Source organism: Frankia sp. AiPa1, from assembly GCF_023243075.1.
Classification (GTDB): domain Bacteria; phylum Actinomycetota; class Actinomycetes; order Frankiales; family Frankiaceae; genus Frankia.
In genome coordinates this window covers 1-22,885 of sequence record NZ_JALKFZ020000155.1, presented here as the reverse complement: position 1 = coordinate 22,885, position 22,885 = coordinate 1, and the positions used below count along the sequence as shown (strand labels likewise).

Annotated in this window: 29 protein-coding genes and 1 pseudogene; 12 read left to right on the top strand and 18 right to left on the bottom strand. The window is 70.0% G+C overall.

All coding sequences use genetic code 11. From position 1 onward, the window contains the following. Positions 1 to 122: 122 nt before the first annotated feature. From MXD95_RS28575 to MXD95_RS17670, 3 genes are all read right to left on the bottom strand, one after another. Entirely contained in the window at positions 123 to 254 is a 132-nt protein-coding gene (locus tag MXD95_RS28575; protein ID WP_285223666.1) for a hypothetical protein, read from the bottom strand. Continuing rightward, on the bottom strand, positions 254 to 1,351 hold the full coding sequence (locus MXD95_RS17675; protein ID WP_250641754.1) for a Gfo/Idh/MocA family protein: 1,098 nt from the start codon (positions 1,349 to 1,351) through the stop codon (positions 254 to 256). Before MXD95_RS17675 ends, MXD95_RS28575 begins: the two co-directional genes overlap by 1 nt. Positions 1,352 to 1,734: 383 nt before the next feature. Further along, positions 1,735 to 1,875, bottom strand: a complete 141-nt coding sequence (locus MXD95_RS17670) for a hypothetical protein (protein ID WP_250641753.1) — start codon at positions 1,873 to 1,875, stop codon at positions 1,735 to 1,737. 422 nt (positions 1,876 to 2,297) lie between these two features. Between MXD95_RS17670 and MXD95_RS17665 the strand changes: the two genes are divergently transcribed. Continuing rightward, positions 2,298 to 2,999: a GntR family transcriptional regulator gene (locus tag MXD95_RS17665; RefSeq protein WP_250641752.1), complete on the top strand. Its 702-nt coding sequence runs from the start codon at positions 2,298 to 2,300 to the stop codon at positions 2,997 to 2,999. Between the two features lie 52 nt (positions 3,000 to 3,051). Here the strand turns inward: MXD95_RS17665 and MXD95_RS17660 are convergent, their stop codons facing one another. Then, positions 3,052 to 3,612 carry a dehydroquinate synthase/iron-containing alcohol dehydrogenase family protein gene (locus tag MXD95_RS17660; RefSeq protein ID WP_250641751.1) on the bottom strand — a complete coding sequence of 187 codons (561 nt, stop codon included), beginning with the start codon at positions 3,610 to 3,612 and terminating at the stop codon, positions 3,052 to 3,054. A gap of 561 nt (positions 3,613 to 4,173) precedes the next feature. On the opposite strand from MXD95_RS17660, the pseudogene MXD95_RS29690 reads away from it, so the two are divergent. Then, positions 4,174 to 4,344 (top strand): annotated as a pseudogene (locus MXD95_RS29690) (biotin/lipoyl-containing protein); the annotation flags it as partial. Positions 4,345 to 4,405: 61 nt separating this feature from the next. Beyond that, the gene (gene sucB / locus MXD95_RS17650) at positions 4,406 to 5,500 is read left to right on the top strand and encodes a 2-oxoglutarate dehydrogenase, E2 component, dihydrolipoamide succinyltransferase (RefSeq protein ID WP_518455842.1); all 1,095 of its coding nucleotides are present in this window, start codon (positions 4,406 to 4,408) and stop codon (positions 5,498 to 5,500) included. Between the two features lie 267 nt (positions 5,501 to 5,767). Here sucB and MXD95_RS17645 read toward each other — a convergent pair whose 3' ends face one another. After that, positions 5,768 to 6,211 (bottom strand): MarR family winged helix-turn-helix transcriptional regulator, encoded by a 444-nt coding sequence (locus tag MXD95_RS17645; protein ID WP_250641755.1) that lies wholly within the window; start codon positions 6,209 to 6,211, stop codon positions 5,768 to 5,770. A gap of 96 nt (positions 6,212 to 6,307) precedes the next feature. On the opposite strand from MXD95_RS17645, the gene MXD95_RS17640 reads away from it, so the two are divergent. Next, positions 6,308 to 7,393, top strand: a complete 1,086-nt coding sequence (locus MXD95_RS17640) for a CE1 family esterase (RefSeq protein ID WP_250641750.1) — start codon at positions 6,308 to 6,310, stop codon at positions 7,391 to 7,393. A gap of 128 nt (positions 7,394 to 7,521) precedes the next feature. Here MXD95_RS17640 and MXD95_RS17635 read toward each other — a convergent pair whose 3' ends face one another. The 9 genes from MXD95_RS17635 to MXD95_RS17595 all read right to left on the bottom strand — a co-directional run bounded on the left by MXD95_RS17635 (position 7,522) and on the right by MXD95_RS17595 (position 14,574). Further along, positions 7,522 to 7,986: a nuclear transport factor 2 family protein gene (locus MXD95_RS17635; RefSeq protein WP_250641749.1), complete on the bottom strand. Its 465-nt coding sequence runs from the start codon at positions 7,984 to 7,986 to the stop codon at positions 7,522 to 7,524. A 127-nt stretch (positions 7,987 to 8,113) separates the two neighbouring features. Further along, the gene (locus tag MXD95_RS17630; protein WP_250641748.1) at positions 8,114 to 8,575 is read right to left on the bottom strand and encodes a nuclear transport factor 2 family protein; all 462 of its coding nucleotides are present in this window, start codon (positions 8,573 to 8,575) and stop codon (positions 8,114 to 8,116) included. After that, positions 8,572 to 10,779, bottom strand: a complete 2,208-nt coding sequence (locus MXD95_RS17625) for a molybdopterin-containing oxidoreductase family protein (RefSeq protein ID WP_250641747.1) — start codon at positions 10,777 to 10,779, stop codon at positions 8,572 to 8,574. Before MXD95_RS17625 ends, MXD95_RS17630 begins: the two co-directional genes overlap by 4 nt. A 172-nt stretch (positions 10,780 to 10,951) precedes the next feature. Continuing rightward, a complete protein-coding gene (locus MXD95_RS17620; protein WP_250641746.1) occupies positions 10,952 to 11,158 on the bottom strand; it encodes a hypothetical protein in 207 nt (68 codons plus the stop codon). A 612-nt stretch (positions 11,159 to 11,770) separates the two neighbouring features. Then, entirely contained in the window at positions 11,771 to 12,094 is a 324-nt protein-coding gene (locus MXD95_RS17615) for a hypothetical protein (RefSeq protein WP_250641745.1), read from the bottom strand. A 49-nt stretch (positions 12,095 to 12,143) separates the two neighbouring features. After that, positions 12,144 to 12,572, bottom strand: coding sequence for a GNAT family N-acetyltransferase (locus MXD95_RS17610; RefSeq protein ID WP_251078549.1), 429 nt, complete (start codon positions 12,570 to 12,572; stop codon positions 12,144 to 12,146). 250 nt (positions 12,573 to 12,822) lie between these two features. Beyond that, positions 12,823 to 13,227: a type II toxin-antitoxin system VapC family toxin gene (locus MXD95_RS17605; RefSeq protein ID WP_250641743.1), complete on the bottom strand. Its 405-nt coding sequence runs from the start codon at positions 13,225 to 13,227 to the stop codon at positions 12,823 to 12,825. After that, positions 13,224 to 13,445, bottom strand: coding sequence for a hypothetical protein (locus MXD95_RS17600; RefSeq protein ID WP_250641742.1), 222 nt, complete (start codon positions 13,443 to 13,445; stop codon positions 13,224 to 13,226). The genes MXD95_RS17605 and MXD95_RS17600 overlap by 4 nt, the downstream gene beginning before the upstream one ends. 559 nt (positions 13,446 to 14,004) lie before the next feature. Next, complete coding sequence (locus tag MXD95_RS17595) at positions 14,005 to 14,574, bottom strand: TetR/AcrR family transcriptional regulator (protein WP_250641741.1); 570 nt, start codon at positions 14,572 to 14,574, stop codon at positions 14,005 to 14,007. Between the two features lie 67 nt (positions 14,575 to 14,641). Between MXD95_RS17595 and MXD95_RS17590 the strand changes: the two genes are divergently transcribed. From MXD95_RS17590 to MXD95_RS17565, 6 genes are all read left to right on the top strand, one after another. Next, entirely contained in the window at positions 14,642 to 15,481 is an 840-nt protein-coding gene (locus MXD95_RS17590) for a prolyl oligopeptidase family serine peptidase (RefSeq protein ID WP_250641740.1), read from the top strand. Further along, the gene (locus tag MXD95_RS17585; RefSeq protein WP_250641739.1) at positions 15,454 to 16,092 is read left to right on the top strand and encodes a hypothetical protein; all 639 of its coding nucleotides are present in this window, start codon (positions 15,454 to 15,456) and stop codon (positions 16,090 to 16,092) included. The genes MXD95_RS17590 and MXD95_RS17585 overlap by 28 nt, the downstream gene beginning before the upstream one ends. Positions 16,093 to 16,150: 58 nt before the next feature. Further along, on the top strand, positions 16,151 to 16,633 hold the full coding sequence (locus tag MXD95_RS17580) for a DUF3592 domain-containing protein (RefSeq protein ID WP_250641738.1): 483 nt from the start codon (positions 16,151 to 16,153) through the stop codon (positions 16,631 to 16,633). Positions 16,634 to 16,975: 342 nt separating this feature from the next. Continuing rightward, positions 16,976 to 18,163, top strand: coding sequence for an ABC transporter substrate-binding protein (locus MXD95_RS17575; RefSeq protein WP_250641737.1), 1,188 nt, complete (start codon positions 16,976 to 16,978; stop codon positions 18,161 to 18,163). A gap of 79 nt (positions 18,164 to 18,242) precedes the next feature. After that, positions 18,243 to 18,440 (top strand): hypothetical protein, encoded by a 198-nt coding sequence (locus MXD95_RS17570; protein ID WP_250641756.1) that lies wholly within the window; start codon positions 18,243 to 18,245, stop codon positions 18,438 to 18,440. A 107-nt stretch (positions 18,441 to 18,547) separates the two neighbouring features. Continuing rightward, entirely contained in the window at positions 18,548 to 19,162 is a 615-nt protein-coding gene (locus MXD95_RS17565; protein ID WP_250641736.1) for a DUF2867 domain-containing protein, read from the top strand. 163 nt (positions 19,163 to 19,325) lie between these two features. On the opposite strand, the gene MXD95_RS17560 is transcribed toward MXD95_RS17565, so the two are convergent. After that, entirely contained in the window at positions 19,326 to 19,769 is a 444-nt protein-coding gene (locus MXD95_RS17560) for a YybH family protein (protein WP_250641735.1), read from the bottom strand. A gap of 314 nt (positions 19,770 to 20,083) precedes the next feature. On the opposite strand from MXD95_RS17560, the gene MXD95_RS17555 reads away from it, so the two are divergent. Both MXD95_RS17555 and MXD95_RS29340 read left to right on the top strand, forming a co-directional pair. Further along, positions 20,084 to 20,287 carry a hypothetical protein gene (locus MXD95_RS17555; RefSeq protein ID WP_250641734.1) on the top strand — a complete coding sequence of 68 codons (204 nt, stop codon included), beginning with the start codon at positions 20,084 to 20,086 and terminating at the stop codon, positions 20,285 to 20,287. Then, complete coding sequence (locus tag MXD95_RS29340; RefSeq protein ID WP_374122064.1) at positions 20,239 to 20,616, top strand: IS66 family transposase; 378 nt, start codon at positions 20,239 to 20,241, stop codon at positions 20,614 to 20,616. The genes MXD95_RS17555 and MXD95_RS29340 overlap by 49 nt, the downstream gene beginning before the upstream one ends. A 317-nt stretch (positions 20,617 to 20,933) precedes the next feature. Here the strand turns inward: MXD95_RS29340 and MXD95_RS17550 are convergent, their stop codons facing one another. Genes MXD95_RS17550 through MXD95_RS17540 form a run of 3 tightly spaced genes read right to left on the bottom strand, consistent with a single transcriptional unit; the run spans position 20,934 to position 22,578 of the window. Next, positions 20,934 to 21,530 (bottom strand): TetR/AcrR family transcriptional regulator, encoded by a 597-nt coding sequence (locus tag MXD95_RS17550; protein ID WP_250641733.1) that lies wholly within the window; start codon positions 21,528 to 21,530, stop codon positions 20,934 to 20,936. Positions 21,531 to 21,553: 23 nt separating this feature from the next. After that, positions 21,554 to 22,036: a PPOX class F420-dependent oxidoreductase gene (locus MXD95_RS17545; RefSeq protein WP_250641732.1), complete on the bottom strand. Its 483-nt coding sequence runs from the start codon at positions 22,034 to 22,036 to the stop codon at positions 21,554 to 21,556. After that, positions 22,033 to 22,578 carry a nuclear transport factor 2 family protein gene (locus MXD95_RS17540; protein ID WP_250641731.1) on the bottom strand — a complete coding sequence of 182 codons (546 nt, stop codon included), beginning with the start codon at positions 22,576 to 22,578 and terminating at the stop codon, positions 22,033 to 22,035. Before MXD95_RS17540 ends, MXD95_RS17545 begins: the two co-directional genes overlap by 4 nt. Between the last annotated feature and the right edge of the window lie 307 nt (positions 22,579 to 22,885).

The following is a 22,885-nucleotide window of genomic DNA, read 5'->3' as shown; positions in this document are numbered from 1 at the left end:
TATCGCGGCCGGACGGGCCGTGACTGCGCGGGAAGGCGCGGCGTTGGCCGTGCCCGTGAACCGCGAACCTCAACACTACGCACCTCCCTTGGTGGGCGTGTAGGAGTTGGAATCCCCCGCCTTCAGGCGGGGGAGGACGTCAAGTGAAGACCCGGATCGGACTGCCACGCAGTCAGGAACGATTCCCGGTCGAAGGCGTGCCCTCCGGTGAGCAGCAGGACCTCGAGCCGGGCGTCGGCGCCTGATGTGCTCATCAGAGCGTGATCCTCTGCCCGGTGGTGGCGGACCGCTCGATCGCATCCAGCAGCCGGTGGCGCTTGACCGCTTCGTCGAAGTCGGGAAGCGGATCCGCGTCCGCCGGACCCTCGGCGAACCGCGCGTAGGCCTCGGCCACGGTGACCGCGGGGCCGTCGAGCTCGGCGGGCACGGTGCGGTACTCGGCGGGGACGTCCATCACCGTCAGATCTGTGTCCTCGCCTCGGCCGCCGTGGAGGGTCAGCTCCGAGAGCTGCGCGTGCCCGAGCGGAGCGGTGATCTGCAGGTCGCCCTCCGTGCCGTTGATCTCCCACAGCAGGTTGGTGGCGCGGAAGCGGCCTCCGCGGTAATGCGCGGTGACCACGGTGCCGTTCGTAAGTACACCGCTGACCGCGACTTGGTCGTCGACGTTCCTCGTCCGCTCCTCGCCGGTCTCGGCCACCAGGTAGGTAGGGCGCCGGGTCGCCAGCGTGGCCGACACCTCGCGGAACTCGCCCAGTACCCAGCACAGCGCGTCGACCGTGTGACCGAACGGAATGGTCAGCCCGTTCGCGCCGTTGGCCCGGTCGTTGAGGTAGGTGTTGGCCTCGAGCTCCGTGCCGCCGATCGTGCTCATCGAGCCGATGAGGGTGGTGGACAGCACCTCGCCGACGTAGCCGTCTCGGATCAGGTCGCGGACATAGCGGATCGTCGGTGCCGACCGGGCCTGTAGTCCGACGGCGGTGCGAACCCCGGCGTCCCGGGCCCGCTTCGCCATCGCCTCGGCGTCGGCCAGGTCGGTGCCCAACGGCCATTCGCAGTAGACCATCTTGTGCGCGTCGAGGGCTGCGTCGACCGGCACCCGGTGGTGCTGAACCTTCACCGTCACGGCCACCAGGTCCACCTTGGGGTCGCCGGCGAGCTGGTACGCGTCGGCGAAGGCATACGGGATGCCAACGGCCTCGGCGGCACGGCGGGCGGACTCCGCGTTGCTGTTCGCGACCGCGACCACGTCGTATCCGGGCAGCGCGCGCAGGGCCGGCAGGTGTATCCGGGCTGACCAGCTGCGTTCCGGCGTCAGTCCGACGATCCCGACCTTGATCGGCGTATCGGTCATGCGATGGCTCCTCAGGTCGGATCACCGGTCGATGACGTGGTGTCATCGTGTATTTCTCCGGTGTGAACGGCCGGGGTCGTTGGGATACGGTCGACCAAATTGTATCCACGCCACCCGCCGCGACGAAGGAGCAGGCCGTGACCGACGATGCAGACCAGGTCTGGTTCATCACCGGCGTAGGACGTTCAGCGGTGCGCAGCCCGGCGACCCGCGCCGGCTCGGCGACGCGCTGCTGACCTTGGTCGAGGCCGACACCCCGCCGCTTCGCGTGCCGATCGACCCGGGGGCCAGCGGGTCGATCCGGAACCACCTCGACCAGTAGCGTGCCGAACTCGACGAGTGGGGACCCCGGCTGGCCACCCAGCCCCACCCCTGACCGGCGGTCAGCCCATGGCCGGAGCGCGCAGATCCTGCGGCTGGCCGGTCTCGATCGACCGGCGGATCGCCACGTGCGCGGCCGTGTTGGCCACGCCGTCGTCGATCTCACGTGCTGGATCTCGGCGTTCGGGCGTGCTCGTGGGCATCCCGGCCGGCGGGGCACGGAACCTCGACGCTCAACGGTATGGCTGGCGGCGGCCCGGATCACGTCGGTGATCGGGAGGACACCTGCCCCGGGGTCCACCCGTGCCGCCGCCCGTTCCCGGGGCCGGCCCGACGACGGCGACCTCGCTCCCACCGCGCGCAAGGCACAAAAGGCCAGGTAGCAGGCCCCGGCGGCCCTCGCGGCCGACCAGGCGGAAGCTGATCAGATAGACGGCGGCCGTCGCGGGCCGGGCGGCCGTAGCCGCTACCAGCCCACGACGCCAGTCGACACGCCGCTCACGACTTTGTCGCAGCCCTGGGTCCGCCCCCGGCCGCACGCGTTACGCCGCAGCCGTTCTGCCGATCATATTGTATGCCAGCCGAGTAGGATTGCTTTTCTCGGAGCGAAAGATGGGAGACGGCAGTGGTTGACGATCCATTGGCCGAAGCGCTTTACCGGCTCATCCGTACTGGAGAGCTGTCTCCCGGGCAGCGTGTGGACCAGCGAGTGATCTCCGAGCGGCTCGGCGTGAGCCGTACGCCGCTGCGCGAGGCCCTGCGAGCCCTCGAGGTCGACGGCATTCTGACGCGCACGCCGAACGCCGGCTACGCGGTGGCCAAGCTCAGTGCCTCGGACCTGCTGCAGTACTACTCGATGCGCGCCTTCCTGGAGGAGCAGGTGCTGCGGACGATCGAGTGGCCCACGAAGGACGGGCTCAGGCGGTTGCGTCGCGCCAACGAGAACTGCCGCCTCGCCGCGGAGGCGGGCGCCCTCGAGGACCTGCTGGCGGCGAACCGGGACTTCCACCTCTCCATGTTCCGCCTGTCGACACTGACCATGATGGTCAACGAGGTCGAGCGGATCTGGCGGGTGTCCGACCCGTACCGGGCGCTGCACCTGTCCAACCGCGACCGGCGCTCGCACGTCGCCGTCGATCACCAGAAGATGATCGAGGCCATCGAGGCGAGGGATACCGCCGCGCTCATCGAGCTGCAGGACGCCCACCGTGCCACCTCGCGCAGCCTGCTGCAGGACATGCTGGGCCTCGGCATGTCGGGGTCGACCGCGGCGATGCGCCTGCCTCAGTCGGCGGCGGACCTGGGCGGACGGGTGCCGGCCGCCTGACGCTGCGCTCGGCACTCACGGCAGGCCCTCGGACAGACCTCGGCACGGGGGGTCACCACGCCGCGCGCATGATGTCGACGACGTCGTCGGTGTCGAGCCGGCCCGCGGCCCGCCGGTAGGAGAAGTCGCCGCCGGCCTCCTCGGCCAGTCCGCGCAGGTCCTCGAGCCGGACCCCGACGTCGCGCAGCCGGCCGGGGGCGCCGGGCACGGCCAGGACTTCGCGCAGCCGGGTGCCGAGGTCCCTGCGTGCGCACCCGAGACCGTCGGCGATCGCCTCGCGTGCCGGGGGCTCGGGCGGGAGCCGGTCCAGCACGTGGGGTAGCAGAATCGCGTCGACGGCTCCGTTGCGCGCGCCGTAGTGGTGTCCGATGGTATGCGAGAACGCGGCGGTGAGCCCGCCGCCGGTCGTGTCAGTGCCCTCACCGACCAGGATGGCCGCCAGCGCCGCGTCGACCCGTCGATCCGGCGTCGCGGTGTCGCGCGCGAACTCGGGCAGCAGGGCGGCGAACTGCCGGACAGCGTGCACGAGCACCGCGTCGGAGAACACGTGCGACCGGCCGGTGGCCAGGCCCTCGACCGCCATCACCATGGCGTTGAGCGCAGCGTCGCGCACCAGCGTTGGCTGGGCTGGAGGCCAGGTAATCGGGGTCGTGCAGGATCGCCCGTGACCTCGTCGCCGGGTCGAGCATCGCGAGCCGGCCGCGCTGTCCCGGCACGGTCACGGCGGTGCCCGCCTTGCCGACGGCCGTGGTCGGTGGGCCTGGACCGAGGCACCGCACATCACCAGAGGCCGGGCGGCGCCCTGCCGGCGGACTTCCGCGGCGAGGTGCTCGAGTACGTCGGGCGTCTCAGTGCGGCCAGTGTATACGTTTCTGCATGCGGCTGCGACGCGCGAGTCGGCGAGGGTCAGCCGACATTGACGACGCAAGATTGCATGCAGGATAATCGGCAAAGCCATATCGGAGTCAGCCGAAGGGGCACCATGGTGGACGTCTTGTTACGCGAGGTCCGCGACGGCGTGGCCCTGCTGACGCTGAACCGAACGACGGTGCACGTCCTGCGGCATAACGGCTTCACGCCGCGGGCGTTGGCGGCGGCCGAAGCACCACCTCGCACCTCAGATCCAGGCCGGCGACCGGCCCGCCCGTCACCCGCCTGAAGGAGCCCTGCGCCGATGTCCACGTCCTCCGTCACCATGCCTGCCCTGGGAGAGAGCATCAGGGAGGGCACCGTCACCCGCTGGCTCAAGCAGGAGGGCGAGCAGGTGCAGGTGGACGAGCCTCTCCTCGAGGTCTCCACCGACAAGGTCGACACCGAAGTCGTCTCGCCCGCCACCGGCGTGCTCCGCAAGATCCTGATCTCCGAGGACGAGACCGTCGACGTCGGCACCGTGTTGGCGGTCATCGGTGACGGCGCGTCCGGGAACGGTGGGTCGGGTGGCGCCGACCCCGACGCCGGCAGCGGAGCCGGTCGCGCGACAGCGACCGTCCCCGGCGCCCACACCGCGCAGCGGTGGCGGCGGCGGGTATGTCGCCCCGCTCGTGCGGCGGCTCGCCGCCGAGGGCGGCGTCGACCTCGCCACGGTCACCGGCACCGGCCTCGGCGGGCGTGTCCGTAAGCAGGACGTGCTCGCGGACGCTGAGGGCAGCATCGTCCCCGCGCCGGCCCCGGCCGTCCCGGCCACCCCCGCGACTCCGCCCGCGCCGTTCAAGTCGGCGGTCCCGACCGCACCCGCGGCGTCCGCGGCGCAGCGGACGACGACCCACCCGGCGCCCATGACACGGGGGCGTACCGAGAAGCTGTCGCGGCTGCGCACGGCCATCGCCTCGCGGATGGTTGAGTCGCTGCAGGTCAGTGCGCAGCTGACCACCGTCGTCGAGGCCGACGTCACCCGGATCGCCACCCTGCGCGACTGGGCGAAGCGGGACTTCGCGGCGAGCCGCGGCGTGCGGCTGTCGTTCCTGCCGTTCTTCGCCAAGGCGGCGGTGGAGGCCCTCAAGGCCCATCCGTCGATCAACTCCTCGATCGACGTCGATGCCGGCACGGTGACGTACCACGACACCGAGAACCTCGGCATCGCGGTGGACACCGACCGTGGCCTGCTGGTGCCGGTCATCCGCGACGCCGGTGATCTCGGCCTCGGTGGGCTGGCCCGCCGGATTGCTGACATCGCCGAGCGGACCCGGGCCAACACCGTGACGCCGGACGAGCTGACCGGCGGCACCTTCACCCTCACCAACACCGGCAGCCACGGTGCGCTGTTCGACACCCCGATCATCAACCAGCCGCAGGTGGCCATCCTCGGCACCGGTTCGGTGGTCAAGCGGCCGGTCGTGATCCAGAACCCCGAGCTCGGGGAGGTGATCGCCGTGCGGTCGATGGTCTACCTGGCGCTGACCTATGATCACCGGATCGTCGACGGTGCCGACGCCGCGCGGTACCTGACCAGCGTGCGCAAGCGCCTGGAAGCCGCCCGGTTCGACGAGCTCGGACCGGCGTGAGTGGGACCCGTGCGTAGCGCCGGGCGCAGGAAGAGCCCGCCACGGAGACATTCCGAGTTCGACGCGCCGGCGCGGATCTTCGTCAGCGTGCTCCTGCCGAGCCGTACTCGCCCACCAGCCCGACGGCCCGCATGCGTGCCGCAGCTGCCGGGAGAGTCGATCCCGGTCCTCGTCCAGCGGATAGCTCGTCAGTGTGCCGGACGCGCTGCCGGGCTGTCAGCGGCGGTACCGGCGCCCGCGGGTGTCCTCCGGGGGTGATGTGGTTTGTCAGTCGTCGGCGGTGGTGTCGGTCAGCAGCGCCACGACGAGTGTGCGCAGGTCGTGGAGCCGGTCGGAGCCGAGACGGTGTTCCCATTCCTGTTCGACGGCCAGCGCGGTGCGGCGCATCGTCCGCAGCGCCGCGAACCCCCGTGGGGTGAGTTCGACGACCCGGGCCCGGCCGTCGCTCGGGTCGGCGGATCGTGCGACGTAGGCGCCCTTCTCCAGAGTGGTGACGACCTGTGCCACGGCCTGCCGTGAGATGCCGAGGTGTTCTGCGAGTTCGGAGACCCGCCGGCCGCCGCCGAGCAGCGGGACGAGCAGCTGCGCGTGGCCGGGGCGCAGCCCGGTGAGCCCGGCCTCGGCGAACCCGGCCGCGACCCGAGCGGCCTGGGCCATCGCCAGCGTCTGCACGAGCGCCGGAACGGTCTGCACGCTGAGCGGCCGGGACATCTCTCCCACGCCAGTATCCTGCCATTGCAGATAGGCAAGACCCTTGCCTATCATGCGGGCATGAAGAGGATCTGCGGCGTTTGTCGGACGCGCCGGGTGCGCGCGACGCTTGTCGTCGTCGCCGCGCTGGCGACCGGCATCACCGCCTGCGCGCCGGGCGGCCTCGGCTCTGGCGGGCCTGGCCCGGCACCGACCAGCCCGATCCACTCCAGCGGCGACGCGCCCTCGGCGACGCCGCCGCCAGCCGCTCCCACCTCCACCGGCCCGGCGGGAGTTCCGTCTGCCGGCCCGGGTCCGTCGGACACCGGGACGGCGCCGGCGCCTGCCGAGATCCCGGTCGGCAGGTCCACCCAGACCGTCCTCACCGGCGGCACGTCGCGGATCGTGCATATCTACCGGCCGGCCGGCGTCACCGAGCCGGCGCCGCTCGTCGTGATGCTGCACGGCGGGTACGGCGGCGGGGTCCAGGCCGAGCAGGCCTACCACTGGGACGCCGCCGCCGACGCGGGTCGCTTCCTGGCGGTCTTCCCCGACGGCAGCAACCGGTCCTGGAACGCCGGCGGTGGCTGCTGCGGCCCAGCGGCCCGCTCCGGCGTCGACGACGTCGCTTTCCTCACCGAGACGGTCGCGTCGCTGGGCCGCCAGATCACTCTCGATTCGGACCGGATCTTCGTCTCCGGCATCTCCAACGGCGGCGCGATGGCCTACCGGATGGCCTGCGAGACCGACCTGTTCGCCGCCGTCGGTGTGGACGCCACCACCATGCTCGTCGACTGCGCCGACGCCACCCCGGCCTCCGTGCTGCACATCCACGGCACCGACGACCCGGTCATCCGGTACGACGGCGAGCCCGGACAGCCCTACAGCCCTAACAGCCCGCCCATCGACGGACCTTCCGTCCCCGACGTCAGCGCGACCTGGCGAGCCGTCGACGGGTGCGCCGAGCCCCAGACCAGCACGGCGGGCGTCGTCACGACCTCGACGGCCAGCTGCCCGGCCGGACGGACCGTCGAGCTCGTCACGATCGCCGGCGCCGGACACCAGTGGCCCGGCGCGACGCCCAACCCCGCCGCCCAGGCCCTCGGCGGCAGCCCCCCGTCGACTGCCCTCGACGCCACGGACACCATCTGGCGGTTCTTCGCCGAGCACTCCCGCCCGCACGCCGACCCGTCCAGCGACTGACCGTCCTCGGGCTGCCGCGAGGTCCGGGCCCCGTCCGGGCCTCTGACGACTGCCGTCGGCAACGGCGGTGAGGGGAGGTGGGGGCGACGAGGGCGGCGGGCGCGAGCGGGGTGCTCGCCGGGCTGGCGCTAGCGGCTGCCGGTGGCATCGACGATCCAGGAGAAGTCCCCGCCTGCGAGGCCCTCGCGCCATTCCGCGGGCGCGGGGCCCATCAGGGTCTGCATGTCCCAGTAGTCCTTCCAGAGGGCGATCACGCCGTCCTGCACGACCTGTACCGACAAGCAGGGCAGCACGATCTCCTCGCCCGAGGTGAAACGCCAGATCTCGTGATGCTCCGTCATCACCGTGTCGCCTTCGTTGACCGTCCTGATCTGATCGTTCTTGAAGGCGGCGAGGCTGTCCAGGACGGACCTCGCGCGAGCGACGATGCCTTTCGGCCCCCTGGCCGCCAGGGTGGGCCCCGCGGGCACGTCCCAGTACACGGAGTCTTCGCCGAAGAAGACGTGGAGGCGTTCCCAGTCGCGGGCGAAAAGCGTCTCCCAGAACTGCGCTACCAGGGCCTCGGGGCTCGTCGTGGACAGGGCGTCGGACATGGTCGGCTCCTTGTGCGGTACGACGGTGCGGAAGGGGGCAGCGGACGTCGCCGTGGGGGGGCACCGCCCGCACAGCTCTGATGGCCGGGCCGGCGACGGCGTCACCGTGCCGACGCGCCTGGCTCCGTCAACGGACACCCGTGGCGTCGTACAGCCAGGGCCGGTCCTTTCCGAGGTTCGCGACCCAGGACGGGGGCGCCTTCGTGAGGAGGGACTGGAGGTCCCAGTAGTCCTTCCAGATGGCGATCACACCGTCGCGTACGACCTGTACCGAGACGCAGGGAAGCACGATCTCCTCGCCACCGGCGAACCGCCAGATCTCCTGGTGCTCGGTCATGACCGTGTCGCCGGCGGCAACTGTCCGAATGTGGTCGTTGCCGTAGAAGACGAGGGCGTCGAGGACCGACGTGGCCCGGTCGATGATGTTCTGCGGGCCCTTGGCCGCCACGGTAGGGCCCGTGGGCACGTCCCAGTAGACGGAATCCGGGCCGAAGAACGTGCGCGCGCGGTCCCAGTCGCGGCTGTACATCGCTTCCGAGAACGCGGCGACGATCTCCTTGGGGGTTGCTCGCACCGTGGTGTCGGTCATGGAGACTCCTTGGTGTCGGCCGGCGGAAGGCCAGCGGAAAGGCGATGGGCGACGTCCAGTTCGGCGCGCACGTCGACGGGAATCGCGGTGATGTGGGACATGCAGCTCACAGGATCGAAGGCCCCTGGTCCGCGCGGCGTCAGGACGTTCACGTTCGCACCGCCCCGCCGCTGGGCCACCGGCATGCCGGCCGTTTCCGCATTGCCGAAACCGTGGGTCATCGCCACCACGCCGGGGCGCAGCCGCGGATCGAACTGCACCTCGGCGGCAAGCGCGCCCCACTCGTTGCTGACCGAGACTCGTTTCCCAGGGGTGAGACCGAGGCCGGTGGCATCCTGCGGGTTCATCCAGAGCGGGTTCGGCCAGTCGCCCGGGCGTTTCGTCGGCAGGTTTCCCATGGCCGAGTTCAGCGCGTCCCGGGTTCGTCGCGTGACCAGTTTGAAGCGCCCGGGCTCCTCGGCCCGAAGGTCCTCGAACAGGGCATGCCCCCGGGCGAGAGTGGAGCCGAGCGCCTCGGGCACGCACTCGAGCGGGCCGTCGACGCCCAACCGTTCCCGGGAGCGTTCGGCACCGTCCTCGTGTAACGGCACGACGCCGCCCGCCGCGCGCAGCGCGGACACGTCGAGGCCTCTCGGGGCGAGCGCCCGGTCGAACAGCAGCGGCAGGGCATCGGTGGTCGTGGCCGGGTCGAGCAGGGGGGTGCGGCCCATCGCCTGCAGGAGCTCGCCGAGAATGCGCCACTCCTCGCGCTGCTGCGCGTCCGCTTCGACCACGGCCGGCGTCCACTGCAGGTAGGGCTCCACCTGAATGCCCTGGACGAAGGTGTTGAGGTCCGGCCGCTCGAACTGGTCGGTGGCCGGGAGCACGAAGTCGGCGAGCTCACCGGTGGCGTTGCGGTAGAGGTCGATCGTGACCAGCAGGTCGAGCGAGCGCAGCGACTGCGTGAGCTGGGGGCCGCCGCCGACGCTGAGCGCCGGATTTCCCGCCACGACGACCAGCGCCCGCAACGGCTCCTCGGCCGCGGCGATGAACTCGGGGAGCAGGGCGGCGGGGAGCAGACCCATCGCGCGTCGGAAGTCACCCCACCGAGTCGTGTGGAACGAGGCCGCGGTCCGATCGACGGGTCCGAAGCGTGCCCCGATCCCGCGGGCGGGGAAATAGTTCCCGCCGGGCCGGTCGAGGTTTCCCGTCAGCAGGAGCAGCATCTGGACCAGCCAGTACGCAAGAGCGCCCTGTCTGCCCATGTTCAGGCCGGTGGACACATGGATCGCCGCGGACTCGGCGGCCGCGAAGTCCCGGGCGAGCTGTGCGATGACCTCGGCGGGAAGGCCCACGACGTCGGCCACCGCGTCGGGTGAGTACGGGGCGACGAAGGCGGCGACCTGCGCGGCACCGGTGACCGTTCCCTGCGCGGCACCCGCGGAGAAGCCCACCGTGCGGTGAATCTCGTGCAGGACCGCGGCCAGCAGGTACGGGTCGCTGTCCGGCCGGATCTGCAACGTCGGGCCGATGTCCGGTTCGACGTCGACGGGATTCACGAAGACGACCCGGCCGCCGCGGTCGCGGATGCGCCGCAGTTCCACCACCGGGTTGGCGACGCTGATGAACGACGACTTGCTGACCCGCGGATTGGAGCCGATCACGAGCAGCAGTTCGGTGCGCCTGAGATCGGGGATCGGATTCGCGGTCGGCGAGCCATAGAGCAGCTCGGCGACGGCATACTTGTTGGAACAGTCCTGCGTGGCGGCGGAGAAGACCCGGTCCGTCCCCAGCGCGCCCGCGAAGTGCCCCGACGCCGCGCTGCCCAGGGCGTTGAACGCGACCGGGTTCCCGATGTAGATGCCCGCCGCCCGGGGGCCGTGCTCGGACATGACGTCCCGCAGCCGCGCGGCGATCTCCTCGATTGCCTCGTCCCACGGGACGGGGACGAAGCGGTCGCCGTCCCTGCGTAGCGGAACCCGCAGCCGGTCCGGATCGCGGTGCAGGTCGAGGGCGCGAAGTCCCTTGTTGCAGGCGAAGCCGCGCGTGACAGTGTGATCGTGGTCCGGCCGGAGGCGGACGAGGTGGCCGCGCTCGACCGTGGCGACCGTTCCGCAGCCGGCCTCGCAGAGCCGGCAGTAGGTGCGGACGGTGGCGGCCCCCTCGTTGAGCAGCCCGGCCGCGGCGCCTGCCCGCTCGTGGTGGTGAGACGATTCAGGGCTCATGGTTTCTCCCGGATCAGGCTTCTGGTGTCCGCCGTCGCCCGTGTTCGACGGGTCCGGTTACCGGCTCGTCGAACGACGGGTGGGGGCGAAGGGCCTCCGCCCGGTGTGCGGGCGTGCCCACGGGCCCGGCGCCGCGACGGCCGACGGCGGTGGCGGTGGACCGAGCGCCGGGTCAGCGGGCGCCGCGCACGAGCCGCCCCGGCCGGGCACCCGTGTCCTGCCCGTCCTGCACGGTGACCTCACCGGACACGACGGTGGCGACGTAGCCGTCGGCCCGCTGGACCAGGTGGCGGCCGTTGTCGATCGCGATGTCGGCGCTGCGCGGGTCGGCACCGGTCCCGTCGACGACCTTCCCGCCCCGGATCACCAGATCGCGCATGTGGCAAGCGTCGCATAGTTGGGACATGCGTCACAAGGGTTGCACTATGCAACCATGGAGGGAATCGTGACGGTGTGGCCCGCCCCTCGCCGCAGACCGACCGCGTCGTCGCGCTCATCGAGCTGATCGCGTTGCGGCCCGCCGAAGGTGTGACCCTGGCGGACGTCCCCGGGGCCTGGGCGGATCCGGGATCGCCGCGGAGGTGCCACCCAGATCGGGACGCCAAGTCGTACCCCGAGCGCGAAGCTGTTCCCGAAAGCCGAAGAGAAACGTCAGGGCGACCACAACTCCCACGATCATGGCGACCAGGCGGACCGAGGCCTCTCTCACCTGCCTGGACGCGGTCGCGTGGACGTGCCGGTACGGGGGCGGTCGCGGCCGGTCAGAACAGCGGATGGATAATCCGTCGGTCATCCCTATGAGCTCATGACCCTCTTCCCTCGGGCCTGCGCGCTGCGGGATCCAATGGTCCTGTGACGACCAGGTGGGAAGGTCTCTGTGATGGATGACTGCGTGTGCGGTGTGAACTGGTGTACCCAGCCGGCGTTCGGCTCTGTGCCACATGACAGTCCCCTGCCCGGCGATCGATCATTCGTGGACGATGACCTGCGGCTACCTACCTGCGTCGCGCATGGCCGGGAGCACCATCGACTCGTCCTGGGGCGCGACCCCCGATCCGACGATGTCACGATCCACGAGATCGATGCCCCAGAGGAATCCTGACGTCACTGTTGTCGACGCGCGTAGCTCTCGGCCGCCCCTGGTCGGCCCTTGCGCCCCACCTACCGGCGCGGGCCCGGTCAGCGGCCAGGCCAGGGTGTCGGCGCGGGTGGAGCCCGTGGCCTGGGCGAGTTCCAGCGCACGCAGGCCCTCGGCCCCTGCCTCGGCCGCGCGTCCGGCCGCGGTGTGCGCATCCGCAAGCCAGGCCCTCCACATGACCTCATCCTGACGCAACCCCGCCGGCCACGCTGCCAGCACCTCTTCCTCAATGATCAGGATCCTCGATCCGCACGACTTCGAACCCGAGGCGGGTATAGAGGGTCTGTGCGGGATTGTTGACGAAGACGCTGAGCCGGACCGGAACGCCGCGCCGCTGAGTAGCCCGAAGGATGCCCCGTAACAGATGGGTGCCAATGCCGCGACCTTGCGCCTCGGGGAGCAGCGCGATCTCCTCGACGAAGTCGTACTCACTCTGGTGGATGACACACGCGTAGCCGATGGGCCGCCCGCTCTCCTCGACCACGGCAAATGGCAGGTCGGCGAACTCCCTGTCAGCGGTTATGCGCTGTTCCGCATCGTCCCACCCCGACGTCTGTTCGACGTATGCCCGCAGGGCGGCTCGCCTCACGCCGAAGAGGAACTCTCGATCGCTGCTCAGAGCGGGCCGAACCCGAAGGTCATGGGAGCGGGTCATGGTGTGAGGCTACGAGTTCGATCACTTCGCCATCAGTCGGGCTAGCAACAGGCCGAAGGACGCCGCGACCTGGCGGTCCGGCGGGCTTTCGGCTTGACGCGGTGCCGGTGCCCTCGTTCGAGGTCGTGGTGGCAACGCGCCGTCTGGTGAAGTCTCGGGCGCCCAGCCGCAAGACGGCCAGTATTGGAGCGACCCTGCCGTGCCTCGGATCGCCCGCCGTTTCAAAGCCGGCGAACGTGCCATCAGCGCCTCATGGCAGCAGTGCGACCGGCTTCGCGAGGCGGACGACGGAGAAGTGCCGCCGGTCGAGGGTTGCGATGGCGTCGGCGCCGAGCCGTTCGGTGATCGCGAGAACGGAGGCGTCGACGGCGCCGAGTGGGAAGTCGCTGTACTTTTCGACCAGTTCGACCATCCGGGCGAGGTCCTGGCGAGCCAGCGGGATCAGGCTGATCTGTCCCGTGCTGATGGAGCGCAGGAACGCGGCTTCGGCGCGGGTGCCTTTCTCCCGTTCGAGCATGAAGCAGACTTCGGTCAGGACGGGATAGGGAACGAGTAGCGGCCGGGGCGTGCGCCGCATGAGAGCGACGCTGCGGGCGTGGTGCTCGTCGTCGGTGTCGGCGGCGGCGAGCAGCGGCCCGGTGTCCCAGACAATCACTCGGGGTCGCGCCCCAGTTCCGCGCGCAGGATCTCAGCGGAATGGGCAGCGAGATCGCCCTTGCCGCTGGCCAACGCACCGACGAAATCCGGTAGTGGCCACTCGTCGCCGCCGCTCTCGGCGGGCGCGCTCTCGCGCACGAGAGCCAGGATCGGCGCCACCTGCGACTCTGGCAGGCGGTCGATCAGACTGTGCAGCTCGTCCCGCAGAGTACTCACCCCTTGAGGATACGACCGACGCATGGCCAGCCACCGAGATCCGCCGGGACGCGAGCTGAACGGCGGATCGCAGCCCCGCACGGCCGCCACGGTCGCGGTGTGGGTCACGCCGATGACGGTGAGTTCGGCTGGGGCTTGCCGCCGGGGATGCGGCGCCAGGGCAGGACGAGGGTGATTCGCCCTTGCCGGGACGACGGGACCAGCTCGGCGCCACCAGACGGGACCAGTTCGGCGCCACCAACGGGACCGCAGTGTCCGGACCCGCCAGACCTGCGGAACGCGTGTTCGATTCTGGCGATGATGTCGCGAGTCGGGTGCTCACTCGGCATCGCCCCTGGTCGGGAGCCTCGTAGAGACCGGGCGAATGGTGATTTCAGGACCCTGAACCAAGATCGGGCGGTTCTTATTGTGGTGCGTTAGGTCCACCGTAGTTTCGATGCGCGAACCGCTCTCTTGGTAAGAATCCACCAGACTTCCAGCCTATCCTTGAGCGAGTGCTCAACTATTCCTTTCGTAGGGTTCCGGACCGCCGACGACCCGGCTTCGGCCCGTCCCGCGGTCATTCGCCGAGGATGCCGGCGAGTAGCCATTCGAGGCCGGTGGCGAAGCTGTCGCGCATGGGCGGTGCGCCGTCGCCGACCGGTCCTGAAGGCGGTGTCTCGCTGAAGGCGGCGAAGCCGATGGCGTAGACGGCGAGGACCCGACGGGCCTCGGAAGCCTTGTCCGGGGGGAGGCTGGCCCGAGCGAGCAGCTGTTCGGTCGCGGCCCGAAGCTTCCTGCCGTTGGGTCCGCGCAGGCCCCGTTTGGCCAGGTAGTGCGGTACGAGGTCGGGGTGTTCGCGCGCGACGTCGTGGACCGAGGTCATGAGCCGGCGCAGCTCGGCGCGGGGGTCGCCGTCGTGTGCCGGCGTGGCGACTTCGCCGAGCACGTCGTCGAGGATCGCGTCGAGGAGTTCGGTTTTGCCGGTCACGTGGCTGTAGAGCGCGTTCGGGCGCACCCCGAGGCGCTCGGCCAGTTTTCGCATGGTCAGGCATTGGATGCCGTCGGTAGCCAGGACGGCCCTCGCGGCGGCCAGGACGGCGTCTCGGGTCAGTCCGGCCCGCTGGCCGGGCGATCGTCGGGAGTCCACGCGCATCACTGTACGCTGTCCAATTAAGCTGTACAGTGTCCAGTGCAAGTCGATGTGGAGGGGTCTCATGACGGGTACATCAGAGGTCGTCGTCGACGTCGCCGCCGGCGTGCCGTTCGTGGCGGTGCCACCCGATGGCGGAGCGCGGCCGGACACCCCGACGGTGCTGGCGTGGCACCTGCTGGACGCGCCGCGCACCGAACGGGCCTTCGCGTCCGCCCTGCCGCTGCGGGGACTGGACGCCTGGCGGGTCTACCTCGGACTTCCCTTGTCCGGCTCCCGGCTGCCCGAAGGCGGCCAGGACGAGCTGCGGCGACGCGTCTTCGCCGACCCGGTGCTCAACGTCCAGCAGCCGGTGATCGAGGGGGCGCTGCACGAGGTCGGACCGGCACTCACCGAACTGCGGTCCCGCCTGAACCTCGGCGGCGGCCCGCTCGGCGTGCTCGGCGGGTCGTCCGGCGCCGCCGCCGCGCTGCTCGTGCTGCTCGAAAGCGGCCTACCGGTTCAGGCCGCGGTCCTCGTCAACCCGCTGGTGCAGCTGCGGGACACCATCGACGCGCTGTCGGTCCACCACGGGGTCACCTACGATTGGCAGGCGGAGGCGTCCGCGTTCGCCGACCGGACCGACTTCCCCGCGCGTGCCGCCGAGATCGCCGCGCTGACCCCCGCACCCGCCGTGCTGATCGTGACCGGCGCGGACGACCTCGTCGACGCCATCCAGGTACCCGCCACCCGCCTCGCCGCCCACCTGCAGCGCAGCGGTGTCCACGTGGACCACCGCAGCGTTCCCGACCTCGCGCACTTCCTCGCCGACGAGCCAGGCACCGAACCCGCACCTCAGCTGCCCAAAGCGGCCGAGGTCGACCAGCTCGCCGCGGCGTGGTTCCGCGAACACCTCGCGCCCTGAAGTCGACGTCGTGGGCATTCGGCCTTCGGTCGGAGCCGGCCGATCCCGAGCGGCGGCTTCGGCGGGTCGCTCGTGTCGTCGGCGTCGCGGCGGTGCTGCTGTGGGCCGCCTTCCTGATCGGTGGGTTCACGGTGCTGGCCGGCCAGACCGCCGATCCGCGACTGCAGGCGCCGATCCTCGCCCTGTACCGGGAGGACGGGGTCGTGTTCGCTGACATGGTCCCCTGTGCCGGCGACCGGGTCCGGACCGTCTACGTCGACGACCCGGCGGGCTACGCCCGGTGGTCGGTCGCGGCCGGCCCTGGCACGCCGCCGGTGTCCAAGCTGCGGCTGTTCGAGGCGCCGCCAGGCTGGCGGGTCACCGACGACGATCCGATCGCCGCGACCGCGACGCTGGACCCGCGGGCCCCGTACCTGCTGTGGCTCCAGAGCGACCGGGGAGACCAGGCGGCGTTCGTCTTCACCGCGTCCCAGTTGGAGTCGACCGCCCGCAGCGCCGTGTTGACCGCCACCGGCCGCGACGACGAGGACGGCGATCCGGGATCGGGCGTCGTGCCGCGGTCGGAGTTCGAACGGCGCGCAGCCGAATACTGCCGGAGGTTTCCCACGTGAGCGCGACCACCCCACCCGACCTCGGCCGTCTCGGCCGCCCGGTGCCTGGCGTCCCGACATGGCGCTGATCGGGAAGGTCGTCGGATGCCTCATCATGATTTATTTCGGTGGCACCCTGGTGCTGGGCGCCGTCGCCAGTATGAAAGCGTTCCTGGAACGTGTCTGGCTCCGCGTCCAGGGCAACTACGCGACCGGTACCGTGGTCGACGTCGATGTCGTCGAGGATCCCGACCACTACACGCAATACACCCCGACGGTCGACTTCGTCGCTCGGACAGGCGAGCGACGGGTCGAAAAAGTGCTGTACGCGACGACCAACGAATACGGCGTGGGGGACCGGGTCCGCGTCTTCTACCGGCCGCACGACCTGACCCACGTCTACGTCGCGGACCTGTTCCAGGGAATCTGGATCGTCTTGTTCTTCCCCTTCCTCGTCGCTTCCGGGCTGACGTTCGTCGGTCTCGGTGTCCTGATGCTGACCGGCATCGACCAGGTCGACTTCGGCGACGGCCGGGTCCTCGAGCTTTCAGAGCGTCCGTAGACGTAGGTGGGAGGGCGAACGCATGAACCACGTTGGAATCCTGGCTCACAGCAGCGAAGGCGCCGCCTTGTGCTTCCTGGAATTCTGCGCCGAAGGGAGGAAGAGGCTCGGAGACCCTCAATCACCCTCAGGTCACGCTCGATTGTGCGCCATTGGCGTTGAGCGTGCCTCACTACGACTCGGGTGACCTCACCTCCTCGACAGTGTGCTCGGGGCCGGTCACAGGAACCACCGGCTGTGCTGCAAACGAGTGCTGATCAGGTCAGAGACGTCCCGACGACCCGCGTCAACCGCGGCGCCCGCCGGCGGAACGCGGCCCCGTCCCGAAGCAGGGAGACAGAAGTGTTTGACGACGTGGTGGTGGGGGCGGCCAGGAGCCGAATCCGAGCTGGCGGCTCCCCCTGGCGCCGACGGGTGGCCGTGCTGGTGGGCGTGGCACTGGCGGCGGTCGCCTGCGCCGACGGTTCGGCGGACGGCGGCGACGGTCCGGTCAGGCTCGGTGTCGTTGCCAGCGTGACAGGCCCGTCCGGTTCCCAGCCCTGGCTCGGCCAGGCGGCTCGGATCGCCGCGGCGAAGGTGAATGCGGAAGGTGGAATCCTGGGCCGCCCCGTCGAGATCGTCGAGTGCGACGACCAGGGAACGCCGGAAGGAACCACGGCCTGTGCCCGGACGCTGCTTGTCGACAAGGGCGCCCTGCTGGTCGTCGGGAGTGACGGTGTGCTGGAGGACAGCCTCGTCCCGGTACTCGAGGAACAGGAGACGATCTCCTGGGCGAGCGTGGGAGCGAGCCCGGCCGCCCGGGACGACGACAGGATCTACGTCCTCGCGCCCTATCTCGTGTCGTACTACCTTGTCGCGGAGATGCTCCCGGCGTCCAGCGGGAACGTCGTCGCCTGGGTGTCGGACGGTGCCTATGCCTATGGAGGGGGGGACCGCGAACATACATCGATCGATCTTGACCCGGCGGTCACCAACTTCGTGGACGCCTGCGCCCAGATCAGGCAGAGCGGCGCGGGCGCGGTCTTGATGACGATCGGCCCGGAGCAGGTGGCACCGCTGATCCGGACGTGTGTCGAGGCGGGCGCGACGGACCTGGTCTGGGGCCTGTCGAGCGGAGCTCTCTCGCCGGAGGTCGTCCGGACCGTGACGGAGCTCGGGCAGGCGAACGTCGTCGCCCTCGACTTCGGGCGGTCCGTGCTCGACGGGTTCGCGGCGGACGTCGCCGAGTTCGGTCCGAGCGTGGGCGGGATCGACAACACGGTCGCGCAGGAGGCGGTCAACGCCTGGCTCGGAGTCACGCTGCTCGCGGACGTCATCGCCGAGGTGGGTGTCGCGGACGCCGAGAAGATCCGGGAGTGGCTCGACCGCCAGGAGGCGTTCGACACCGGCGGAGCCACCGCTCCGATCGACTTCGTGTCCCAGCCGCTGTGGTCGTACGATTCCCGCATCAGGAACTACTCGGCCACCCAGGGCGAGATCCAGGACGGCACGGTCGTCGTGACCAACCCGACTCCGCTCGTTCTGCGCTGATCCGCGGTGCGGCGCGGGTGAGGGCGTCGACGACGAAGATCTGCTTGGGCACTTTGTAGCCGGCGACGCGGCGCCGGCGGTGTGCCGACAGCTCGAAGACGCGGTCGTCGACGGGTACCGGGAGTCGACCGGCTCGTGGGCGGACCTGCTGCGGGACTGCAGCCGGCGGGGGATGTTCGCCCCGACGCTCGCGGTCGGGGACGGCGCGCTGGGCTTCTGGGACGGCAAGCTCGTCGAACGACCCAGCCGCACCGGTCGCGCTCAAGGCGCGGCATAGTCAAGATCTCTCGTCCACAGGTCTTTACAATTGCTCCCTCGTCGTATAAGCAAAGCGTGTAACGGGAGTGGCGGACGACGTCTGGCCAGGAGAGGGTGGCAGCGGCCATGAAAATTCCCCGCACAGCCCATTCCGACCAGCCGTGGCGGATCCACGAGTTCACCCGCGACTTTCGGACCGAGGACGTGTGGTCTTTCCGCACACCCGGCGCCGGACCGGACGACTTTCCCGTCATACTCGCCGCGATACAGCCAGCCGGCGGATTCGCCAAGCAGCGCCGCGCGGTCCGGTTCCTGTTCGCGGTGCGCGGGAAGCTCGGTGCCCTCCTCGGTTGGGACAAGCCCACGACGAGCCTCGGGAAGCGGGTTCAACCACTTCATGACCGCCTGCCAGGCGATCTCCGTGGGACCGCCGACGTCTCCGACACCAGCAGCGCCCCGTTCACCCCCGTGTACCTGGTCCACAACGAGTCTGTCCGCGAACTGGCGAACAAGACCTGCCACGCCGTCATGCACCTGGGGTGGGTGCCGACCGGCGGCGGCGAATACGAACTGCGGATGGCAATCCTGGTCAAGCCCAACGGCCGGTTCGGACGGGTGTACATGGCTCTCATCGCACCGTTCCGCTACCTGATCGTCTACCCCGCGATCACCCGGCAGTGGGAGCGAGCCTGGCGGGACCGCGAGCTTCCGCTCCCCGCGAACGTCGACCCTCGACCATAGTCGCTGCGAGCGTCGACACCATTCGTGCACTCGCAACAGAGAGTCCCGGCCGCCAGCACCCGACCGGGACCATGCAGGGTGAGGTAGCCCGCGTACGGTGGCCCGCCGCCGACTCGGCGGTCAGCGTGTTTCAAAGGCGGTCGCGCTGAACGCCTGGGGAATTCTACCGTCCACCAGCGGGCAGTTCCGCTGTCCGCCACTGCGGAGATCCAACTTCCCCTTGACAGTTGAGGACGGCGAATCGCCACGACCCGTCGGCTGGCCGGCGGGCGACGGCCGTCGTCGTTCCCGTCGGCGAGATCCGGGTGCCGTCCGGTAACGTCGCCCCGAGGTTCCAATCGACGATAATCAGGGCCGTGTCGCCCCCGATCAGGGTGGACCTGGGCTTGTTGGTCAGGCGCGCCTGAGCCGCGATCGACTGGACCGCCTCAGCGCGCAGCGCCTCCCGGTCGGTGAGAACTTCGCCGTTGAAGGTGCGCATCGTCGCATCCTGGTGGAACAGCGCGAGGACGGCGTCGGCATCCCCGGCGTTGAGCGCGTCCTGGTACGCGAACGGGAGGCGGGCCGGGTCGACGATCCGGGAGTTGACGGATCCCTCGGTGTTCATGGCTGGCTCACTCCTCGTGTCCGGAATCCCCGGAGCCGGCGCGACCACCTCGCAGCCGGCCGGGTCCGACCGGGCGCACCGGCACGACCCGATCGCCGACCGAGGCCAACATCATTCCGGCCCAAGGTACCTCGAGCTGCACATTACCGCCTCCTCCCGGATCAACCATTGCCGCCCCCCTGCCCATCGGCGCCGCAGGACGCCACTGCGGCGCCAGCCGCGAGCCACAATGAGGGGCTGCGGGTGGGGCTGTCGGGGGCGGAGACCGCCACCGTCGCGGTGACGGTCACCCAGTACGACCAGCACGCGGTCGCGTGCCGCCCGAGCTCGCCGCCGCCGGCGCGGTCGTCGTCCACGACCGCTACCACCTCTACGACCACGAGCTGTTCGCCGCCGACCCCGACGACCCCGCCGACCCGGACGACCCCGCCGAACACGGCACACGCCCGGCGAGCGCACCGCACGCCTCCTGCTCGAGACCCTCGACACCCGCCAGGACGACGTCCCGCGGTTCCTGACCGACCCGGCGATCCCGCCCACCTCGAACGACGCCGAACGCGCGCTACGCCCCGCGAAGATCCAGCAGAACATCTCCGGCCGGCTCACCAGCGAAACCGTCGCCCAGGACCGGTACACGATCCTCGGCTACCCGCACACCGCGGCCAAACACGGCCACGACCTGATGACCACCCTGCGCCGGGTGTTCACCGCCAGCCCTGGATCCCGAACTTCTCCACAGCCCCCGCCTGACCAGCCCCAACCACCACAACACCCCCCGGAGGCAACCCGCCAGCCGGGCCATCACGCCATGCCACGAACCGGAACCCTCAACACACCGGCTGAATGATTACCCCATCTCGGCGATCTCGGCCATCTCGCTGATCAGGATTGCTGCGATGACGAGGCCGATCTCAGGGAAGCTGAACGCCCCTGCCCGCCCCTGTGCCCTCGCTGGCGGACAGCAGATGGGGGCGGAGCCGGTCGATCGGGACGGCCGGGTCGGTGCGGCCGGAGTAGCCGTGCCGTTGGCAGAAGGCATCTATCCGCGCGGCACCGCCCCCGGCCTTAGCGGGTGACGAGGCTCCGGCGTAGCCGGGTTGGCACGCGGAGCCGGCGTTTCCATTTGGGGGAGGAGGAGAGACCGGCCCGACTCGGCCGTGTTGGTCAGACGGGCGAGTCCGTCTCCGGCTTTGCCGCCTGGGAGATCAGCGGGCGGAGCTCACGGGCGATGTCATCGATGGGGCGCGGGCTGCGTTCGACGCGGCACAGGACGACGGCGCCCTCGACCGAGGCGACGACGAGCGTGGCGATGCGTCGGGCCCGAACTGGGGTGGCACCGTGGTGGTGTAGTAGTTCGGCCAGAGCTGTCTGCCAACTTGCGAAGGCGCGGGCGGCCGCGTGGGTGAGTTGGGGAGCGTTGTCGTTCGACTCGACCGCGACAGCCAGTACCGGGCAGCCTGCCCGGTACTGGCTGTCGACCAGAGTAGACCGCCAGGACGCGATGAAGGCGTCGAAGACCTGCGACGGTGTCCTGTCGCCGGCACGCACAACGATTTCGCCAACCGTGGCTCCGGCGAGGTCGAGGGCCTCTTCAATCAGCTGTGCTCGGCCCCCAGGGAAATGGTGATAGACCGAACCGCGAGGCGCATGGCTGTGTGTGAGTATGTCGTCGACGCTGGTCGCCGATGCGCCACGTTCGCGGACCAGCGCCGCGGTGCTGGCCAGCATGCGTTCACGCGTGTCGGTCTTGCGGGGGCTCACGGGCTCATTCTCCTTGTCGCCATCTAGGCCGGGACCAGCTCGACATAGACGACATCGGTCAGCGGGCGGGAGATCCGCTCGAAGGTCCGGCGTTTCCAGCCCCATTGTGTCCGGATGATCTTCTCGGCATGGGCGTGCTCCGCGTCCTCGGTAAGAACGCGTGCCGTTGCGGCAATCGGTGGGCCGAGCGGCTTTCCAAGAAACGAGCAGGGGGCGATCAGTGCGGCCGGGTTGCGGCGGAGGCGTTTGGCTTTGTACGCCTGAACCTCGGTCCAGACGTAGACGCGGTTGCCGTCGTATCCAGGCCAGACCGGCTGGGCTATCGGCCTCCCGTCGCGGCGGTAGCTCACCAGCAGGCAGTGCTTGTGGCGCCGAAGGCTGGCGAAGTCGCCGTGCTCGACAGGTAGGTCGACGACCGTGTCAGCCGCGGAGGAGCGCAACGCGGCGAAGATCCGTTTATTCGCTTCGACGGGAATTCGGCGCAGCCGCAGGCCGAGGGCGCTCATCTCGACGCTGCTTCCAGTGTGGCGGGACGGAGCTTCTTGGCGATCCGCCGACGCGGGCTGCCCAGCCCGGAACGCCACCATCGTCGCCACACCCAGGGGCGGCGGACGACCGCGGAGAACAGCGACGTCGGATCAAGATACGTTACCCGGCCAACGGCCAGCCCATCGGCGAACCAGAACCGGTCGCAGGCGTCCCAGGTAATCGGACGACCACCCAGGGTCCCGCTGAGCCGCACCTCGATATACACGCCGCCGGCGAAGACGTTCGCGGTAAGCACCTCGCCGCGAAGATCGGGTATCAGCGCGTAGAGCCGGGAGAACAAGTCGAGCAAGCCCTCGGGACCGATCGCGTCGGGCGTCTGAGGTTGGACGGCCCGGTAATCGGGATGGGTCAGCCGATGTAGTCGGGCAACACTGGCGTACGACCCGCCGCCGAAGGCCTCGCGAAACAACTCGACCCAGTGCTGTGGGCCTTCCACTCGTGTAGGGCAGTCCTCCAGAGTAGTGCCTGACCACTCACCGGATGGGGCATCGGCCTCCATGACTCCTCCTCGCCAGCGATGTTCGAGAACGACTTGGCCAGCACTATCTACTATAGCATACTACATAGTATCGAGGATCTGGAACGATCCGCCCAGGTGTAGGGATCGGATCTACCTGGCCAGCCTGAACTGCCGAGATGGCTTTGTTGGCCACTCGGCAACTGGCCGGCTCCTGCCTTGTTGGCCACTTCGGTGTCGGATGATTCATCCCTGCGACGGCGGTCTCACCGTCACCGTGACGTCCGGTGACCCGGTTCTGCGGTGAGGCGTCGCTGGCGAACTCGATCTACGGGTTGTTGCGCGAGGG

What these genes read in the sequence shown, in the direction of transcription:
- MXD95_RS28575 (WP_285223666.1), bottom strand. Translation starts at nt 254, where the DNA reads ATGAGCACATCAGGCGCCGACGCCCGGCTCGAGGTCCTGCTGCTCACC.
- MXD95_RS17675 (WP_250641754.1), bottom strand. Translation starts at nt 1,351, where the DNA reads ATGACCGATACGCCGATCAAGGTCGGGATCGTCGGACTGACGCCGGAA.
- MXD95_RS17670 (WP_250641753.1), bottom strand. Translation starts at nt 1,875, where the DNA reads ATGCCCACGAGCACGCCCGAACGCCGAGATCCAGCACGTGAGATCGAC.
- MXD95_RS17645 (WP_250641755.1), bottom strand. Translation starts at nt 6,211, where the DNA reads ATGTCCCGGCCGCTCAGCGTGCAGACCGTTCCGGCGCTCGTGCAGACG.
- MXD95_RS17635 (WP_250641749.1), bottom strand. Translation starts at nt 7,986, where the DNA reads ATGTCCGACGCCCTGTCCACGACGAGCCCCGAGGCCCTGGTAGCGCAG.
- MXD95_RS17630 (WP_250641748.1), bottom strand. Translation starts at nt 8,575, where the DNA reads ATGACCGACACCACGGTGCGAGCAACCCCCAAGGAGATCGTCGCCGCG.
- MXD95_RS17625 (WP_250641747.1), bottom strand. Translation starts at nt 10,779, where the DNA reads ATGAGCCCTGAATCGTCTCACCACCACGAGCGGGCAGGCGCCGCGGCC.
- MXD95_RS17620 (WP_250641746.1), bottom strand. Translation starts at nt 11,158, where the DNA reads ATGCGCGATCTGGTGATCCGGGGCGGGAAGGTCGTCGACGGGACCGGT.
- MXD95_RS17615 (WP_250641745.1), bottom strand. Translation starts at nt 12,094, where the DNA reads ATGTGGAGGGCCTGGCTTGCGGATGCGCACACCGCGGCCGGACGCGCG.
- MXD95_RS17610 (WP_251078549.1), bottom strand. Translation starts at nt 12,572, where the DNA reads ATGACCCGCTCCCATGACCTTCGGGTTCGGCCCGCTCTGAGCAGCGAT.
- MXD95_RS17590 (WP_250641740.1), top strand. Translation starts at nt 14,642, where the DNA reads ATGACGGGTACATCAGAGGTCGTCGTCGACGTCGCCGCCGGCGTGCCG.
- MXD95_RS17580 (WP_250641738.1), top strand. Translation starts at nt 16,151, where the DNA reads ATGGCGCTGATCGGGAAGGTCGTCGGATGCCTCATCATGATTTATTTC.
- MXD95_RS17565 (WP_250641736.1), top strand. Translation starts at nt 18,548, where the DNA reads ATGAAAATTCCCCGCACAGCCCATTCCGACCAGCCGTGGCGGATCCAC.
- MXD95_RS17560 (WP_250641735.1), bottom strand. Translation starts at nt 19,769, where the DNA reads ATGAACACCGAGGGATCCGTCAACTCCCGGATCGTCGACCCGGCCCGC.
- MXD95_RS17545 (WP_250641732.1), bottom strand. Translation starts at nt 22,036, where the DNA reads ATGAGCGCCCTCGGCCTGCGGCTGCGCCGAATTCCCGTCGAAGCGAAT.
- MXD95_RS17540 (WP_250641731.1), bottom strand. Translation starts at nt 22,578, where the DNA reads ATGGAGGCCGATGCCCCATCCGGTGAGTGGTCAGGCACTACTCTGGAG.